The sequence below is a fragment of the Kiloniella spongiae genome (genome assembly GCF_001026905.1).
In the GTDB taxonomy this organism is placed as follows: Bacteria; Pseudomonadota; Alphaproteobacteria; order Kiloniellales; family Kiloniellaceae; genus Kiloniella; species Kiloniella spongiae.
In genome coordinates, this window is the sequence record NZ_LAQL01000003.1 from 407,256 (window position 1) to 424,123 (window position 16,868).

General features: G+C 44.5%; 18 protein-coding genes. 8 read left to right on the forward strand and 10 right to left on the reverse strand.

Features of this window, described 5'->3' with window-relative positions:
• Window positions 1-28 precede the first annotated feature (28 nt).
• The 3 genes from WH96_RS05860 to dctP all read right to left on the reverse strand — a co-directional run bounded on the left by WH96_RS05860 (window position 29) and on the right by dctP (window position 3,125).
• Window positions 29-1,345 (reverse strand): TRAP transporter large permease, encoded by a 1,317-nt coding sequence (locus WH96_RS05860; protein WP_047763149.1) that lies wholly within the window; start codon window positions 1,343-1,345, stop codon window positions 29-31.
• On the reverse strand, window positions 1,342-1,911 hold the full coding sequence (locus WH96_RS05865; protein ID WP_047763150.1) for a TRAP transporter small permease subunit: 570 nt from the start codon (window positions 1,909-1,911) through the stop codon (window positions 1,342-1,344). Before WH96_RS05865 ends, WH96_RS05860 begins: the two co-directional genes overlap by 4 nt.
• A 146-nt stretch (window positions 1,912-2,057) precedes the next feature.
• Complete coding sequence (gene dctP / locus WH96_RS05870) at window positions 2,058-3,125, reverse strand: TRAP transporter substrate-binding protein DctP (RefSeq protein ID WP_047763151.1); 1,068 nt, start codon at window positions 3,123-3,125, stop codon at window positions 2,058-2,060.
• Between the two features lie 493 nt (window positions 3,126-3,618).
• Here dctP and WH96_RS21195 point away from each other — a divergent pair, with 493 nt between their 5' ends.
• Window positions 3,619-4,128 (forward strand): helix-turn-helix domain-containing protein, encoded by a 510-nt coding sequence (locus WH96_RS21195; protein WP_162200125.1) that lies wholly within the window; start codon window positions 3,619-3,621, stop codon window positions 4,126-4,128.
• Window positions 4,129-4,146: 18 nt separating this feature from the next.
• Here the strand turns inward: WH96_RS21195 and WH96_RS05880 are convergent, their stop codons facing one another.
• Window positions 4,147-5,070 carry a substrate-binding periplasmic protein gene (locus WH96_RS05880; protein WP_047763152.1) on the reverse strand — a complete coding sequence of 308 codons (924 nt, stop codon included), beginning with the start codon at window positions 5,068-5,070 and terminating at the stop codon, window positions 4,147-4,149.
• A 77-nt stretch (window positions 5,071-5,147) separates the two neighbouring features.
• Between WH96_RS05880 and WH96_RS05885 the strand changes: the two genes are divergently transcribed.
• Window positions 5,148-5,933: a substrate-binding periplasmic protein gene (locus WH96_RS05885; RefSeq protein ID WP_047763153.1), complete on the forward strand. Its 786-nt coding sequence runs from the start codon at window positions 5,148-5,150 to the stop codon at window positions 5,931-5,933.
• 100 nt (window positions 5,934-6,033) lie between these two features.
• Here WH96_RS05885 and WH96_RS05890 read toward each other — a convergent pair whose 3' ends face one another.
• Both WH96_RS05890 and WH96_RS05895 read right to left on the reverse strand, forming a co-directional pair.
• Window positions 6,034-6,417: a VOC family protein gene (locus WH96_RS05890; RefSeq protein WP_047763154.1), complete on the reverse strand. Its 384-nt coding sequence runs from the start codon at window positions 6,415-6,417 to the stop codon at window positions 6,034-6,036.
• 97 nt (window positions 6,418-6,514) lie between these two features.
• Window positions 6,515-7,111, reverse strand: coding sequence for a TetR/AcrR family transcriptional regulator (locus WH96_RS05895; RefSeq protein WP_047763155.1), 597 nt, complete (start codon window positions 7,109-7,111; stop codon window positions 6,515-6,517).
• 238 nt (window positions 7,112-7,349) lie between these two features.
• On the opposite strand from WH96_RS05895, the gene WH96_RS05900 reads away from it, so the two are divergent.
• Entirely contained in the window at window positions 7,350-8,090 is a 741-nt protein-coding gene (locus WH96_RS05900; protein WP_047763156.1) for an SDR family oxidoreductase, read from the forward strand.
• Window positions 8,091-8,230: 140 nt separating this feature from the next.
• On the opposite strand, the gene WH96_RS22410 is transcribed toward WH96_RS05900, so the two are convergent.
• Entirely contained in the window at window positions 8,231-9,409 is a 1,179-nt protein-coding gene (locus tag WH96_RS22410) for a methyl-accepting chemotaxis protein (protein ID WP_047763157.1), read from the reverse strand.
• A gap of 179 nt (window positions 9,410-9,588) precedes the next feature.
• Window positions 9,589-10,329, reverse strand: a complete 741-nt coding sequence (locus tag WH96_RS05910) for a 5'-methylthioadenosine/adenosylhomocysteine nucleosidase (RefSeq protein ID WP_047763158.1) — start codon at window positions 10,327-10,329, stop codon at window positions 9,589-9,591.
• A 286-nt stretch (window positions 10,330-10,615) separates the two neighbouring features.
• On the opposite strand from WH96_RS05910, the gene WH96_RS05915 reads away from it, so the two are divergent.
• Both WH96_RS05915 and WH96_RS05920 read left to right on the forward strand, forming a co-directional pair.
• Window positions 10,616-10,909: a YciI family protein gene (locus WH96_RS05915; protein ID WP_047763159.1), complete on the forward strand. Its 294-nt coding sequence runs from the start codon at window positions 10,616-10,618 to the stop codon at window positions 10,907-10,909.
• Between the two features lie 131 nt (window positions 10,910-11,040).
• Entirely contained in the window at window positions 11,041-11,862 is an 822-nt protein-coding gene (locus tag WH96_RS05920; RefSeq protein ID WP_047763160.1) for an isocitrate lyase/PEP mutase family protein, read from the forward strand.
• A gap of 53 nt (window positions 11,863-11,915) precedes the next feature.
• Here the strand turns inward: WH96_RS05920 and WH96_RS05925 are convergent, their stop codons facing one another.
• Window positions 11,916-12,857, reverse strand: a complete 942-nt coding sequence (locus WH96_RS05925) for a DMT family transporter (RefSeq protein WP_047763161.1) — start codon at window positions 12,855-12,857, stop codon at window positions 11,916-11,918.
• Between the two features lie 84 nt (window positions 12,858-12,941).
• On the opposite strand from WH96_RS05925, the gene WH96_RS05930 reads away from it, so the two are divergent.
• The 3 genes from WH96_RS05930 to speE all read left to right on the forward strand — a co-directional run bounded on the left by WH96_RS05930 (window position 12,942) and on the right by speE (window position 15,885).
• Window positions 12,942-13,628, forward strand: coding sequence for an ArsR/SmtB family transcription factor (locus tag WH96_RS05930; RefSeq protein WP_047763162.1), 687 nt, complete (start codon window positions 12,942-12,944; stop codon window positions 13,626-13,628).
• Window positions 13,625-14,953: a flavin monoamine oxidase family protein gene (locus WH96_RS05935; protein ID WP_047763163.1), complete on the forward strand. Its 1,329-nt coding sequence runs from the start codon at window positions 13,625-13,627 to the stop codon at window positions 14,951-14,953. The genes WH96_RS05930 and WH96_RS05935 overlap by 4 nt, the downstream gene beginning before the upstream one ends.
• Before the next feature lie 101 nt (window positions 14,954-15,054).
• Entirely contained in the window at window positions 15,055-15,885 is an 831-nt protein-coding gene (gene speE, locus WH96_RS05940) for a polyamine aminopropyltransferase (protein ID WP_047763164.1), read from the forward strand.
• A 145-nt stretch (window positions 15,886-16,030) separates the two neighbouring features.
• On the opposite strand, the gene WH96_RS21200 is transcribed toward speE, so the two are convergent.
• The gene (locus WH96_RS21200) at window positions 16,031-16,543 is read right to left on the reverse strand and encodes a tetratricopeptide repeat protein (protein WP_053005727.1); all 513 of its coding nucleotides are present in this window, start codon (window positions 16,541-16,543) and stop codon (window positions 16,031-16,033) included.
• Between the last annotated feature and the right edge of the window lie 325 nt (window positions 16,544-16,868).

Genomic DNA, 16,868 nt, shown 5'->3' on the forward strand with positions numbered 1-16,868 from the left:
TAAAAGTTCTTAATGAATATTGCTCAACCTATAATCCTACCAATAATGACGGTAGGTAAGTTGCTGTTTCGGGAAGAAGAGCCACGACGAGTAAAACCAGCAACTGTAGAATGACAAAGGGAATAACGCCTCTGTACATGTGCTGATAGGTTAAGCTAGGCGGGGCTATTGAACGCAGGTAAAAGATCGACGGGGCCATCGGCGGGGTCAGATAGGATGTCTGGATAACAACCATCACCATGACGGCAAACCAGATGGGGTCTATACCTGCTGATTTCACAATGGGGGCAAAGATTGGAATACAGATCAGGACGATTGATATCCAATCGAGCACAAACCCGGCGATAAATACAATCAGCAACAGGAAGACGATCAGCCCGGTGTTGCCAAATCCGATAAAGTCCACGAGATCCCTGATCAACTGACCGCCACCCGCGAGCGCAAAGATCCCCGTGAACATGGTACCACCAACCACGATCAACATGATCATAGATGTAACGCGTACTGTAACGGCCAGTGATGCTTTGAGGGTTTCGAAACTAAGCTCTTTGAACGAGGCTGCGAGTAATAAAGCACCAACAGCACCAACAGCGGCGGCTTCGGTTGGTGAAGCTGCTCCGGCAAGAAGCGATCCCAGTACCGCAAAGATCAATACCAATGGAGGGATGAGAGCTTTAAGGGTAATCGTCAATTTTTCAGAAAGCGAAATATCGAGATCTACAGCGGGAATAGGGGGGGAGTCCTGTGGCTTTAAAATCGCCCTGATTAATAGGTATCCTAAAAAGAAGGCGACCATAAGCAGGCCGGGAATAAGCGAAGCGGCAAAGAGTTGCCCCACAGATAGCTGTGCAATTGACGCATAAACGACAACAACGATAGAGGGCGGAATGATGGTACCCAGTGATCCTCCGGCGCAAATCGTTCCGGCTATTAGCTCGCCGTTATAGTTGTAGCGTTGCATGGCGGGGATCGCCATCAGGCCAACAACAATTTCGACAGCCCCGACAACACCGGATGCGGCAGCAAAGACTGCGCACATCAGAATTGTTGCTATACCGATGCCACCGGGCAGGCGACCAACCCAAAGCTGTAGTGCTTTGAACAGGCGGAGAGCAATCCCTGATCGCTCAAGAATAGCCCCCATAAAGATGAAGAGCGGGATTGCGGCAAGAATAAAATTGGAACTGGTTGATAGAATAGGTCCATAGAGTTGCAGGAAAATCATATCGCCCAGGATGATATATCCAAACAGTACAGATATCAGAACCAGGGCGAAAGCAACGGGAAGGCCCATAAAGACAAGGGCGAAGAGGGCCGGAAACATTATAATAGGAAGAAAGTTCATGACTTCTCTCCCGTATTATTTATTTCAATGGTGTCAATCTCGATATTGTCAATTTCCCCGGCATGTTCGCCCGGTATTTTTTCACGCTTGAGATACTTCATGCCTTCGCAAAAAAACTGAAGGGCGAAAATACCAAGACCTAATGCGATGACGCCGTAAAAGGGCCAAACCAAGGGTGCCCAGGGGCTTACATTTTCGACCTCGTTAGTAATAAAGGCTTTGTATGCCTTCTTACCTGCGATGTATGTGAAAATACTGAAACAAGGTCCTAACAGGAAACTGTAGAAGAAGCCGTTGAGGAATTGCTGAGTCTTATGGCTGAGGCGGCTGGAAAGAAAATCAATACGAACATGCGCATCAGCTTGCAGGGTAAAGGCTGCGCCAAGTAAAAAGATTGTCCCGTTGAGCATATAGGAAATATCAAAGGCCCAAAGAGTAGGGGCATCAAAGACATAGCGTGCAATGACCTCATAGATCATTGATAGAACCAGACAGAGTATTACCAGCTTGGCGATACCGCCAAAGAAGTTGGAAACTCTGTCGATAACGGACAGAAAAGAGGTCATGGTTTACCCCGGATGTATTTTGATTTGTTTGATATGGAAACAAACTTTATGGCTGCCAAGCTTTGTAACTGGCCTACCGAACAGGATCTTTAAATGAGCCAACATAAAGTTGGCTCATTTAATCGATTGTGAAAAAGAATTTTTCCCTACTTCACGATATCTCTAACAAGATATTCAGAGTTTTCAGCCCATGCTTTTTGGTACGCAAAGTATGAGTCCATGATTTTCTGCATGGATGTATCGCCGGCATCGGCAAGTTCTTTGGCTTTCTTCCGTGCCCAACTACGACCTGCTTCGCGCATTTCTTCGACAACGGCGTTATCGAGGGTAATCATCTCGACCTTGGTTTTTTTGTATTCAGCCATTGCCTTGATGTCGGAGTTACCGAAATGAGCATAACTTTCATAGGTCGTAAGCTTTGCAGCAGCTTCGATTTGAGCTTTAAGATCATCAGGTAGAGCATCCCATGTTTCTGTTTTTACGAAGACTTCCCAAAGGAAAGAAGGCTGATGCACGCCCGGCATAATGATATAGGGGGCAACTTCGTGAAAACCTTCGCTCAGGTTCGCACCGGGGGTTGACCATTCTATCGCATCGACACCTTTTCTTTGTAGAAGGGTATAGATCTCACCACCGGGAACAACGGTTGGAACACCGCCGTAGGTTTCTTTTACCACAGCTGCCCATGCACCGGAGGTTCTGTATTTTAGGCCTTTAAGGTCAGCTGTTGTTCTGATTTCCTTGTTTGAATGGGCCATGAACTCGGATGTGCCGATACCGACAACAATGGAATGAAGACCCATTTTTTCGCGGCGGAAGTCCTGTAGCATCTTTTCGCCACCGCCATTATATACCCAATGCAGGGTTGCTTCGCCTGACATGCCGCCGGGGAAGCTGGCAAAAATGGCGTTGGTTGGATCCTGATTGACAAGATATGACGGGGTAGAGTGCCCTGCATCTACCAAGCCATCCTGTACCGCTTCATACACTTTAAAGGCTGGAACAATTACACCAGCGCCAAAGGGCTGTACTTCCAATTTACCACCAGTTGTGACTTCTACATTTGCGGCAAAGCGTTCCATAAAATTCTGGTAGAAAAATGAACCTTCGGAAATCGCCGCTGGCATGCGCCATGTTATTTCAGCCGCATTTACAATGCTTCCGGTACAGATTGAGCCCGCAATAAGAGCTGGGGCGATAAGTTTCTTAAACATGAAGTCCTCCACTATTACATACCCCTTTTTTCGGGGCTTGATGAGGTCGTGTTCCTGATAATTATCTATCGAAGGATAGCCAAAGGTACCGTGGCACGACCTAGCTTGATTTGTTAAGCGGTTGTTTTTATTTTCTTAATCGACCTTGTCAAAAGCGTATAAGGCCGAAGCCTTGTAGGCCAGTTTTGTTGTTTCCAACCGCTTGGTAAATGATCATAGCAATTATTGTATACAATATTCAATATCAAATATACGAGTCGCTTGTGTATATGACATCGTAAATAGAGGATGAATTCATCAGAAGATCTTGATATGGTTAGGTCAATCTCATCTACAGATTTTTATTTTTTTGTAATTATCAGGCGCCATGTACAACAGCGTTTTAGAAATTTGGCATTCGGTTGCAGAGAAGAATGATCAAGCTTTTATCATTCCTGATGGGTGTTGTGATCTCATTTTAAAATCTCGCCTTGGTCAAGAACCAATATGGTTTATGTCTGACCTGGCTGAAACCAGTCAGGTTATATCTGTGAAAAGAGGGGATCGTTTCACTGGGTATCGATTACGCGCAGGTGCTGATGTTCAAATCGATGGTTTGATTCATGCTGTAAAAGGTCGTTTTCCTGACCGGGATATTGTGGATATTATCAATTACTATGCCTCTTATGATGCTAATGTTGATGAAGCTCTGCGGTGTTTAGCTTCGGATGTGCTAACAGTAAATGATGCGGCTTTGACCCTTGGGGTGAGTGCAAGAACCTTACAACGTTATGTCGGCAAAAAAACCGGAAAGTCCCCGATCTTTTGGCATCGATTGGCCCGGGTGCGAAGGGCAGGGCGAGATATCGCATTGGCAAATTCTCTTGCCGAATTCGCCTTGGATTATGGTTTTTCCGATCAAGCCCACATGACACGAGAATTCAGACATTGGTTTTCGTTAAGTCCTTGTTCTTTCAAAAAAATCTCTTTGGAACGGGGCGTTTTTCAGCCCGGGTATGAATAAACAAAATTCTTTTGTATCTTACTGATACTTCGCGTGAATTTTATCATACGTGCCGTCTGATTTAATTACAGCCAGTCCTTTGTTGAATTTGGCTAATATAAATTTTGATGCGGGCCAATTTTTACTAAAGCACAGATGTAGGGGGACCCTGTCGGGCATGTCGAAGTATCTCAGTTCTGATCCTGTAGATTTTCCTGCAGTGATGTACTTAATAAATTCTCTGCCTGAATAGAAAAAATCAATATTCCGTTTCAACAATATATTTAGTGCTGCATGATCGTTTAGAACTGGGTGATAAGGCACTTCTGCTTTTTTCAACTCTAGTTCGTTGACGTATCCGCTCACGACAACAATTTTTTTTCCGATACCATCGCGTAAAGTTCGTGGTATTTCCCCCTGATAATCCTGTTTCGCGATATAGCTATTTGTCATATGGCTGATTGGCTTTGAGTAAAAAATGTAATGGTCGCGGCTTGGATCTTTGGCGCAAGACAGAGCTGCGGCCGTCTTTCCCTGCTCTGTTCTCAGCAAGATTCTAGACCAAGGCATAAACTCGACCTTGGCGTTAATGCTGACGCGACGAAAAGCTTCGATGACAACTTCAACATCAAAGCCTCTTAAATCTTTCCCTTGTGATTTTTCAATAGAGTAGGGAGGGTAGTGTACAGCATGTATTGTAATTTTCTTCTGCTCAGAAAATGCTTCAGAGACAAGTATCCACTGCGCAAATATAACGAACACCAGATATTGAAAAAAATGAGGCTTTTTCACCATGATATCGAGAGCCAAAGGCATAATACCCCGACTGCTCTTTCTGTCCTTTCTTGCATCGCCCAATTTTTCGAAAACTCTCAAGATTATTATCGGAGACAGTAAGGGGTAAGTATTGATAATTGTTAAATTTGAGTGTGCATAGATATCAATAATAAACCAAAAGGACATTAATGAATGCTTAGAATTTAGTAGGGTAGAATTTTTGCGACCCTAAAAGGCTTTTAGACGCTTGAGCAGGAACATTAATGTTTAATCGATTAAGTTTCCGAGTATTTGTTTTTCTGTTCATTATGGGGGCAGCCATTGGGAAAAGTCAGGCATCTGAAAACTTTGTTTGGTTGGATGATGTCGATTATGAACCCTTTATATATAACGGGTCAAACAATCATCCTAAGGGCTTGTTTATAGATGTTATTTCTGAAGTTTTTAAGCGACTTGATCAGCCGCTAACTATTCGGTTGTACCCATGGAAACGGACGCAATCGTTGATTAAGAGCAAGAAGGGGGACGCTATGTTGACAATAGCAACACCCGAAAGATTATCCTACTTGTCTGCTAGTGATCCTGTCTTTACCTTTACTTGGAGATTGTTCGCAAATAGAAAAAATCCAAATAAAAATATTCTGTTGAAAGCGCGAACGGCGAATGATCTTAGAGAATTTAGGCTCTTGTCATATTTGGGAAACGGTTGGGCTGAAGAAAACTTAAAAAATTTGAAGGTGACTTATGCTCCTCAATTTACGCAGGCATTAATTATGTTAGTTCAAAGAGATACCTCTTTTGATGCGATGATCGAGCATGATTTTATCTTGAAATATAATATTAATCGCCTGATCAAAGAAGGGAAGCTTAGGCAAGAACACAGCCAAATACTCGAAGAAGGCACCTACCCTTTTGAGGAAGTTGAATTCAGATTTTTAATTCGAAAAGATTCTTCTCATGCCGGTATTTTACCCGCATTTAACGTGGCTTTGTCGGATATGCGTGCAGATGGAACATATCAACGTATCTATAATAAGTATCTGCAATAAAAGAGATACTTATTATAGCTATTGTGAATTGCAATTTTCAGTCAGGGTCCTTGTCGTTATCGAAGTAGGTTGTTTTGATTTAGATAAGTGCTTGTAACAACTAATTTTTTATGGGCGTACAGATTTCTATAAGAAATCCGTTAAGGTCAGTTACATAAGCAGTTACCTGTCCCCATGGCATTTCTGCTGGTTTCTGAATAGGGATTGCCCCTGATTTTAGTGCACGATCAAATGCTTGCGATACATCGTCTGTGGTAAAAGCGATTTCAAAACTGGGATGATCCCTTTGTGGCGAAGATGGCTTCTTACCCAGTTCTTTCATTAGGGAAATAGACGAAAAAGATAATGTTGTTTGCCCTGTATCGAGTTCACCATAGTCTCCGCTTTCATGAAGCATTTTCTGTTTAAGATCAAAAGCCTTTTGATAAAATTCCAATGTTGAGGGGACATTCTGGACATAAAGAATGGTATAGGCGAGTTGCACTTGGTTTCTCCTTTGGTCTGATGTTTTCTATAAGTGAAAGGCCAGATTAAGGGAGTATTTTCTTTTGGTATTGAATATTTCGGACAGTGTTTCTTGTTTAAGGTTTTGGCAAAACCGTCATTGCTACGTCGATGAAGCTGAATAGCTTGTTCTTGCAAGCATCGGCTCTTCCCAAGACACCAAGTGCAAGGGATTGGGCAGAGAAAAACTCTCCGTATGCTTTGGCATCAATATTGAGGGGGATTTCTCCATTTTTTTGTGCTTTTTCAAATCTTTCAATAAAAATATCTCTGCGTTTTTGATCGTACTCTTTACTGATAGTCTCTAGCTCAGGGTGTGTTGAAGATCCTTCGACAAGGCTATTGACGACAAAGCAACCACTTGGACAGTTTTTATCCAACATTGAATAGGCAACTGATTCTAAAAAACGTCGCACGACAACGGGTAAGGCGTCGGTTGAGTTTTTCAGATCATCAAGTAAGGGCGTGCCCAGGTTATTAAAATAACGGGTCAGGGATTTTTTATAGAGAGATTCTTTGTCACCAAAACAGGCGTATAGCCCCGGTTTTGCCATACCAGTTGCGCAGACAAGATCACTCATCGATGTGCCTTCGAAGCCTTTGTTCCAAAAGACTTTCATTGCCGTATCCAGAACTTCTTCCGGATCCGTTTTTCGTGGTCGACCACGCCCCATAGGTTCACTCTAAAATATAATACACGGGCGCACTTTAGCATTTAAGACGAAATTTTCAAGTTTCAAGCTCTTATGCAGTACGACCAGCTCTCTTTGTTCGTTTTTTTGATCTATATGTCAACATTAAAGTACCGATTGGTATTTTAATGTTGACAAGTGTGTTGTTGTGATTACTTTAATACCAATCGGTAATTTAATGTTATTTTTGAACTCATCAATTATTTATAGGAACAGGATCATGAGTAAAGTTAAGGGGAAAGTCGCACTTGTTACGGGGGCAAACCGCGGGATTGGTCATGCCTTTGTTGAAGAGATAATCGCCGCTGGTGCTTCAAAAGTTTATGCTACAGCTCGTGATACAGACAGGTTGGCAGGCCTTGTGAAAGAATATGAAGGAAAGGTTATTCCTGTAGAGTTGGATGTGAACCAACCTGATACAATCAAAGCTATCGCGAATGAATTCAAAGATGTTTCTTTGTTAATTAATAATGCAGGAATTGCTCGTTTTACCAGTTTCATGACGGCATCTTCTCTGGATGATGCTCGAGATGAAATGGAGACAAATTACTTTGCCCCTATGAATATGATCCGCGCCTTTGCACCTGTCTTAAAGGCAAATGATGGTGGTGCTATTGTGAATATCTCTTCTGTCGCTGGGTATCTGAATTTCCCTGTCCTGGGGTCTTATTCCGCATCAAAGGCCGCTGTTCACTCTCTGACCCAAGGGGTTCGTGCTGAACTTGCTATGCAAGGCACGCATGTCGTCGGCGTTTATCCTGGCCCGATTGATACGGACATGACCGCAGGGATTGCTTTGGATAAAACAGCCCCAAATGAAGTTGCCAAGAAGGTCTTAGAGGCGGTTGAAAACGGCGTGGAAGATGTTTATCCCGACCCGATGTCAGTTGATTTTCATGCTGGTTTCTTGAACGATCCAAAAGCTTTGGAAAAACAAGTGGGTGAGATGCTGCCCGAGTAATAACTACTGTCGGTAAGTTACGTTGTTAAATGACGTATTAAAGCATGGCTTTAAATTGTTGAGGGATGAATTGTTAGAAGCTATTCATCCCTCCATTTAATTTAGATTTCTTATTGTTAAGGTTTTTGTTGATTGGCTCTTTAATTCTTTAGGGAAGTTTCAATTGATGCGAGTTCATTCAGAAGACCCGAGGCCAGCTCAATGTTTCGTGCAGATCCTGTAATGGCGGCTTTGGTGTTGCTTTTGATCTCACGAATATCATCTGTCAGGCCGTGAAATTTTTGTAGCTCTTCGTTAAACAGGCCGAGTTGTTGGCGCATCTGATCCACGAGTGTTGACATTTCTACGCTGGTCGCGCTCGATTTTTCCTCGTCACGCTTGGTCGCTTCTTCGGTGCTGGTCATCGTGGTTTCAAGGGATTGAATGCCCGTTGTTAGGTCCTTGATCCCCAGGTTGAGCTTTTCGAGCAAACTGTTGACCTGTGTGACTGATTTGGAAACGTTTGTAGCAAGATCTTTTACTTCGTTTGCAACAACAGCAAAACCTTTACCAGCATCCCCTGCACGTGCTGCTTCAATCGTAGCGTTTAAGGCTAATAAGTTTGTTTGTCTGGCAACGGCTGCTATATCATCAGCAATAGAATTAATTTCAGCAAAGCTGGAACTGAATTTCAAAATATTATCAGCAAGTTGCGAACTATTTTTCTGACCGTTAGACATTTCATGATGAATTGTAGAGAAGGTCTTGCTCATATCGCAAACCGTTTTGCCCATGCTATCCAGATCTTGCTCTCTTTGTGCCATCTGCTGGATAAGACCATCTACATTACCGGCGAAGGTTTCGGCCTTTGTTATCAGGGTTCCTATAAATTCTGTACGTTCTCTGGATGTTGTATTGACCTTTTCAGCATTCCCTTTGATGTCGCTTCCATTTGATATGGCAATACTTAAGGGGCCCGTTAAATCCGGATGTTGATGCTGAACACCGTTTTGCTGTTCCGCTTTTGGAACGGTACTTTCTATCGTTTCTTGTCGCTGTGAAGAAGCTTCGATGGCCTTGCTCTTTACAATGTTCAGTTCGTCCATCAAGGCCAGACGTTCTTTCTGATGACCGAGAGTTGCAAACAAACTTGAAATGCTGGAAACAGAATAGGGGACCAGATAGGTTAACAAAACTTTGGAAGTATTGAGTGGCTCATCCCCGAAGATTGCCCCCCACTGATTAATGAAAGTCAGAATGGTTCCAGCGGTTAATGCAACAATTAGCGCCCGACGAACAAGCGGACCACTGATGAGAATACGAAGATCTGAAAACTGCATGCGACACCCGAAGAAGAACATCCTAAAGATAGAACCGTTAAGAGATAACAAAAATGCAGAACCTTTATCTCTTTGGGGCTTAAAGGCCTAAACCTGAAGTAAGCAGCCACCATGTTAGGAAAAACAAGTAAACAAAACCTCTATAGAGTTCGGGAATAAATATAATTTGAGTACAGTGATTACTCTCGGTTCCGGCGATCTGTTTTATCCCAACCACTCAGAGCGCTGGGGATCATGAGGTCCATAAGCTCAAAGGAATTACGACAGGCGCGATGGAGATTGGCTTCAAAATCTTCGCTGGCACTGTCAGAGGATGAGTCAGACAACGCTCGAATAACCACAAAGGGAAGGCCGTTGAGGCGGCATGTTTGCCCAAAGGCTGCACCTTCCATTTCGGTCGCAAGTGCTGCAAATTCACGTTGGAGCCAACGGAGTTTATCGCGATCCTGAACAAAGGTATCGCCCGAGGCTATGGTGCCAAGCATTAGGTTCGGGGCACCTTCAACGTCTTCAAAAGCATTGTCAAAGGCGGCGGTGGCTTTACCGACAAGGTCGGGATCACATTCAATAAGACGTTCCCGACCTGGTGTTTCCCCATGACGGCGCCCGAAAGCGGTTAGATCCATATCGTATTCCACCACATGACTGGCAATGATAATGTCCCCCGCTTGCATGTTGGGGAGTAAGCCGCCAGCGACGCCGCTAAAAACCAGCTTATGCGGTTTAAAGAGATCAATCATCATTTGAGTACAGATTGTTGCATTGACCTTGCCAATACCGGATTGGGCCAGAGCGATATCTGTCCCTTTGTAATTCCCCGTCCTGACGGTTATCCCGGCGTGCATACTCTCGTTCACGTCGCTGAGTTGCCCCAACAAAAGTTGTACCTCTTCACTCATTGCGCCAATAACGCCTAACATGGTGATCTCCCTGCACGGATGATTTGTTGCGTGAGTATAAGTTATCAACCTAAAGGAATAGTAAAGCAGGGGAGGAATGTGAGTTTTCCGGGCGACAGGTATTATACTTCCTGTGCCAATTTGTTCTGTTTTGAGCTACGAGTGGTCATTACGGTAAGTTTTGCAAATTCATAGAAAATTTGATTACGTTATATGTGGCACAGGTCTATTTGCATAACTGGTTCTAGTTTCTGATCTCCATCGTTTTATTCTGTGTTATCCCCTCAAAAGATATGGAAATATTACTATGTCACGTTGGATTGTTTATTTTGAAGATACACCTGCTATGCTTCCTGTGCGTAGAGCCAAGGGGGCAGAACATATCGAATATCTGAAAAGCAACTCGGAAAATATTTTGATTGGGGGTGGTTTATGTTCTGTGCCAGAAGCGCCGTTTGTCGGTGGGTTGTGGGTTGTTGAAGCAGAAGATTATGATCAGGTCTTAACCCTGGTGTTAAACGATCCCTACTTCGTGCCGGAACATCGGAATTTCAAAATTCTGGCATGGGGGAAGGCGCTGGACCGAACCGTAAGCTTATAGATTTTGCATCATTATCTGTCGTTATTGCCTAATGTTTTCTCCTCAAAGGGCATTTAGACTAACAGTCTCAGCTTTCTTTTGTATTTTGCTATATTCTATTGCCAAATCATACCACTTGAGGGGATTTAGATATGTCACCCACGCAGCAAGAAAAATATAGGACATTTAAAGAACTTCACGAAAGAGCCGGAGCTTTTGTTATTCCCAATCCCTGGAATGCGGGGACCGCAAAAATCCTCACGTCTCTGGGGTTTGAAGCGCTGGCAACCACGTCAGCCGGGATTGCTTTTTCTTTGGGGCGACAGGATGGGCTTGCCGCCCTTACCCGTGAAGAAACACTCGCCAACTGCCGCGAGATTGTTGATGCGAGTGATTTGCCTGTGTCTGCCGATCTCGAAGACGGTTTTGGTGCTGCGCCGGAGAATTGCGTGGAAACTATTCAATGGGCAATTGAGGCCGGACTGGTTGGCGGGTCTATAGAAGATGCAACGGGTGACCCTGAAAACCCGATCTATGATTTCGAGTTGGCTGTTGAGCGCATTCATGCAGCAAGCGAGGCGTGCCAAGGGCAGCCATTCTTACTGACCGCACGCAGTGAAAATTTTATCCGCGGACGGCTGGATCTGGATGATACAATTCGTCGATTACAGGCCTTTGAACGTGCCGGAGCAGATGTTCTCTATGCGCCGGGGCTTCCCGATCTAAACGCGATTAAAGCGGTTTGTGATGCTGTGTCAAAACCAGTGAATGTTGTTATGGGACTGGTCGGCGTAACTTTTAGTGTTGATGAATTGGCCGAAGCTGGCGTGAAAAGAGTATCTGTCGGTGGGTCAATGGCCCGGGCTGCTTTGGGGGGGCTAATGGAGGCCGCGACCGAGATTAAAGAGCGCGGCACGTTCACTTATGGAGACCGTGCATTGTCGAACAAAGTTGCGAATGATTTAATGTCCTAGAGCCTTTTCCTTTTGGTTAAAAGTAAGGTAGGCCGAGATCACATCCAAGTCGATTATTGACGTCGTGTTTTTTGGCTATAAATCACTGCAACCATGATCACAATGCCCCCAATAATTGCTTGTAATGTTGGAAGTTCGGCAAGAATTAACCATGCTAGCAATGGTGCTATCGGTGTTTCCAGTGAACTGAGCAGGGCGGCCCGGCCTGACGGGATCAACTTTGCCCCTTCGGTTAAGGAAATAGCGGCAATCGAGAAGAGTAGTCCAAAAAGGGCGAGTGGTATGATTTCAGACAAATCAATACTCAAAGGATTTCCTGCGTAAAAACATACCGGAACCAATAAAAGCGATGATAAGGCAGTCGGCCCGGCAGAGGGGGTATTTGGATAACGCCGATAAATCACCATTATCAAAGCGAGAGAGAAGGTCATGGCAAGTGCGAGCAGATCACCTTCAATATTTAAGCTGCCAATAGATCCGCTCACGACAATCAAAACACCTGAAATCGCGCCGAAACACCCCCACGCAACTGGTCTGGTTATTTTTTCCTTGAGCCAGATCCATGCAATGATTGCTGCAAGCAAGGGGGCAGCTGCATATATTAGGGAAACATTGGCGACAGATGTCAATTTAAAGGCAGAGAGAAAAGCAACGGATCCAAGTGCGCCGATTATCGCGACCGAGATGCCACTCGCGCCCATCTTGACAAAGCTACGGGTGAAGTTTCTTTTGTATATAATCCAGACGAAGAGAAAAAGAGCAGCAAAAATACCCCGCCATGCAATGATTGACCAGGTTTCGACCTGAATGCTCTTGGTGAAAATGCCTGCCATGCTGAAAAGAACTGCTGACATAATGACAAGGAAAACACCACGTTTATTATGAGTAATGATTTCCTCGATTTTTTCTTTTGTGTGGCTCGCTTTCATGGGGTTTTGGCATGCAGGAAGCTGAGACTTTAACGTTGCTGTTTTTGAGGTGTTTTTCGTTGTCATGGATGAATGCTTTTCTGAGCGAAGGTTCCGGATTTAAACACCATATCACTTGCGTTGTCGATATGTTTTGGATAAAACCGAAATATGGATGCAGAACCTTCTATGGCCTCTATTGGGGCCCTTATCGGATCGCCGGCACGGTCGGCGATGTTGGCGCTTCTTTTTGACGGGAGGGCCTTGACGGCAACAGAGTTGTCGCAAGCTGCGGGCGTTTCTGCTGCGACGGCAAGTGAGCATTTGGGAAAGCTTGTTTCTGGTGGCTTGCTGATTTGTGAAAAACATGGACGGCATCGCTATTATAAACTCGCCGGTGACGAAGTTGCCGAAGCATTGGAGCCTTTGGTACATTTGGTCCGGCACAAGCCCGCCCCAATCCGGCAAGTATCATCCGAACAGAAACAAATAAGATGTGCCCGGTTGTGTTACGACCATATGGCCGGAGAACTTGGTGTCTCAATCACTACTGCAATGGTTGAACAAGGATATCTTGTCGTAAAAGACCGTCATTACGATGTAACAATAACGGGCGAAAGATTTTTTGCCGAACTGGGTATTGATCTAAGATCTTTACGAAAAGCGCGACGTCAGTTTGCACCTCAATGTCTGGACTGGAGTGAGCGAAAACCTCATGTAGCCGGGGCATTGGGGGCAGCGATAAAGGATTTGGCTTTCAGCTTGAAATGGATCGAACGAACCAAACATCGCCGAATTATCAAATTGACAGATTTTGGCCGAAAACAACTTGGGCAAAAGCTGGGGTTAAAGCTATGAATACTAGGTCTTTGTCTATAGATCCGAATGTGGCAAATCCAGACGTCGTTGTCGTTGGTGCGGGAATAGCAGGTATTGCTGCCGCCAGAACCCTGATCAAACAGGGGGTATCCGTGCTCGTTCTCGAAGCGCGGGATCGTATTGGGGGGAGAGCTTATACTGAACAGGAAACCTTTGGTGTTCCCTATGATCACGGCTGTACCTGGCTCCATTCAGCGGATGAAAACCCCTTATCCTCTCTGGTGAGAGATAAGGCGGGTTTTGATATTTTTGATTTTGGCAAAAGAGAGCCGATTTACTTTGTCCATAGATCGCGAGATGGCAATCAGGGCGCGCAACGGGCAACGGAACAGGAAGTCATTGAGATTGAGAAGGCCGAAGATGCTCTCTATGACGATCTATGGGGCTACGATGCGGTAAAGAACGGTGATACCTCTATACATCATTTACGACCGCCAAGGGATCGTTGGGATCAGCTTGCCCAATTGCGAAAGGGATCATTCGAGGCGGGGGTTCATTCGAACCGTTTGTCGGTCATTGATTACCAAACGCAGTATGAAACAGGAACCGAGTGGATGGTCCCTCAGGGACTGGCAGCTGGAATTTTCAAAGCGCTGGGGCCTGTGCCTGTAAAGCTGGAAACCATTGTTGAAAGCATCGATTGGCAGGGAAAAGATATCAAGGTTCAGTCCAGTCAGGGGATAATAACCTGCCGCTCCGTTCTTGTGACAGTACCGACCGAGATTATTGCCGATGAAACCTTGACGTTTTTGCCTGCCTTACCACAAGAAAAAATGGCCGCGTTTCACGAGTTACCGATGGGGTTATTGGATAAAATAACCCTTCAGTTTGATCCCGTTTTTAAGTCGCTTGTCCCCGATGCCAATACGAATGAAGCATATCTGGAAACACCTAAAGATATGAAGCAGACTGATAGCTGGCACAGCCACCTTTTGTGCCCTTTTGGTGAGCCAATGAGTACAATGTTCGTTGGCGGAGGGCTTGCCCGCGATCTCACTGCTGAAAGTGGCGACGCAGCACAGGATTTTGCCTTGTCATCACTTGCATCTGTTTTTGGTGAAGATATTAGAAAGCTATTCCGCAAAGGGCATAAGACAAAGTGGCTGGCTGATCCCTATGCGCGCGGGGGGTATGCCTATTCAAATATTGGGAAAAATCATCTTCGAGAAGTTGCCCGACAGCCGGTTGACGATCGCCTGTTTTTTGCAGGTGAAGCGTTGCATGGTAAGTGGGCGAGTATGGCTCCGGGTGCTTATGAAACAGGACAGAAGGCGGCAAATGAAATAATCAATTCTCTGTTGTGATTTTCGGACGTGTAACATTCTTTAGTTGAAAATAATGGACTTATACTGCTTAAAGTCTTATGACTAAAAGAGCTTATTAAGTTATTGAAAGTTAGATTAAAATGTCTTGGTTCGAAGAAGGTATTCATCCTGAAATACGCCAATCGCTCCGCCGGGATCAGGTATTGTTCGAAGGCAAAACTGACTTTCAGCGGATTGAGATTTTTGCAAATGATCTGCTAGGGCGGGTGCTTGTTCTGGATGATGCTGTTCAGATTACCGAGCATGATGAAGAAATTTATAGCGAAAGTATTACGCATGTACCGCTGCTTTCTCATCCAAACCCTAAAACAATTTTAATTATCGGGGCTGGCGATGGCACTGTCCTACGGGAAGTTCTAAAACATCAAAGTGTTGAGCAAGTGACAATGGTCGAGCTTGATGGCGCTTTGGTAAAGGTATGTCGGGAACATTTATCAACGCTTTTAAACGGCGCGTATGATGATCCCCGGTTGAATTTAATTATCGGGGATGGTGCAGAATATCTTGTGTCTGGTGAACAATACTATGACGTTATTATTATTGATTCTACAGACCCCGATGATAATTCCACGAGCCTCTTTACGGATAATTTCTATCAAAGTTGTAAGTCACGTTTGGCTGAAGGCGGCATTATGGTTGCCCAAGCAGGGTGCCCTTCTTATCAGCCTTCTATCCTGAAACATATGCGCAACCGAATGCTGTCACTCTTTCGTTATAGCGGGTTCTATCACGCGGCAATCCCAACCTACGTTGGTGGACTTCATGCCTTTGCCTGGGCAAGTGATCAGGTCGATCTGGCACAATTAGCCGAGCAAGATGATCTCGGATTTAGAAAAGCCGAATTTACCACGCGCTATTATAGCGATCGCAGCCACAAGGCAGCTTTTTATCTGGAGCCTGCGCGCGGTTAATTCTCTGGGGCCTTTGGAGGACTATGGATAAGGAGTTGAGAGGCTTGGAACATGCGTAAAATTTAATCGCTATCGTGTCTGTCTCTATTTCCATAAAGTCCTTTTTGACTTTCCTTTTGGACTGTATTTTTAAACTTGTGCTGCTTTATTGTGTCTTTGCTAGGTTTTCGTTTTTTGTAATCCAGTCCTGAGCTTCTTTTTCGGCTTGTTCTATCTCTTCCGGCGTCATTTCCTTGGCAATGTCATTGCGCATTTGTTTGGCAAAGAGTTGTAGTTTCTTTGCGCCTTCAATCTTCCGCAGCGTAATGACGTTTAACCATTTGTGTGCCTTGACCAGTTCGTTGGTAATCAGGAAATAGATACGCCCAACCTGAACCTGTGAGAGCAAGTGCCCCTGATCCGCTGCCTTTTCATACCAACTTGCAGCCGTGGTAACATTTTGTTCTGTGCCAAGACCTTTGCTGTACATTTGTCCCAAAGCGTACTGCGCTTCTTGGTTGCCTTGCTCTGCAAGGGGAATATATAAACTATAGGCGGTATTATAATCGCGTTTTTTTACCGCTGTTTTAGCGTCTTCCAAATTGTCTGCAAGTGCCGGACACACCATTGCGACTACCAATGTTAAAGACAATAAAAACCGTTTAAATAGGCGGCTCACGATTGTTCTCCCTGCTATTTTGTCAAGCACCCCACCTAATTTGATTAGGTTTTGTAGCGATCATGCCTTTATCTTTTGTTGAGATCAAACACTCTTTTCCCAAACCTCTGGGGAGGCAGCGAATGAAAGGTAAAGTCGATGCGATTGGGGGAAAGAAATTCAGTCTATGACTGAATGAATGATAATCGAATCGATGCATGTTTTGTTTGACAAAATTATCGTAAAACAATAATTATTTTAAAAATAAAATAAATTAGGAATATTAAAATGTTGATGTATTTAGCGCAATTATTGGCCCCTTTTTCTCGACTGTTAGCGATACTGT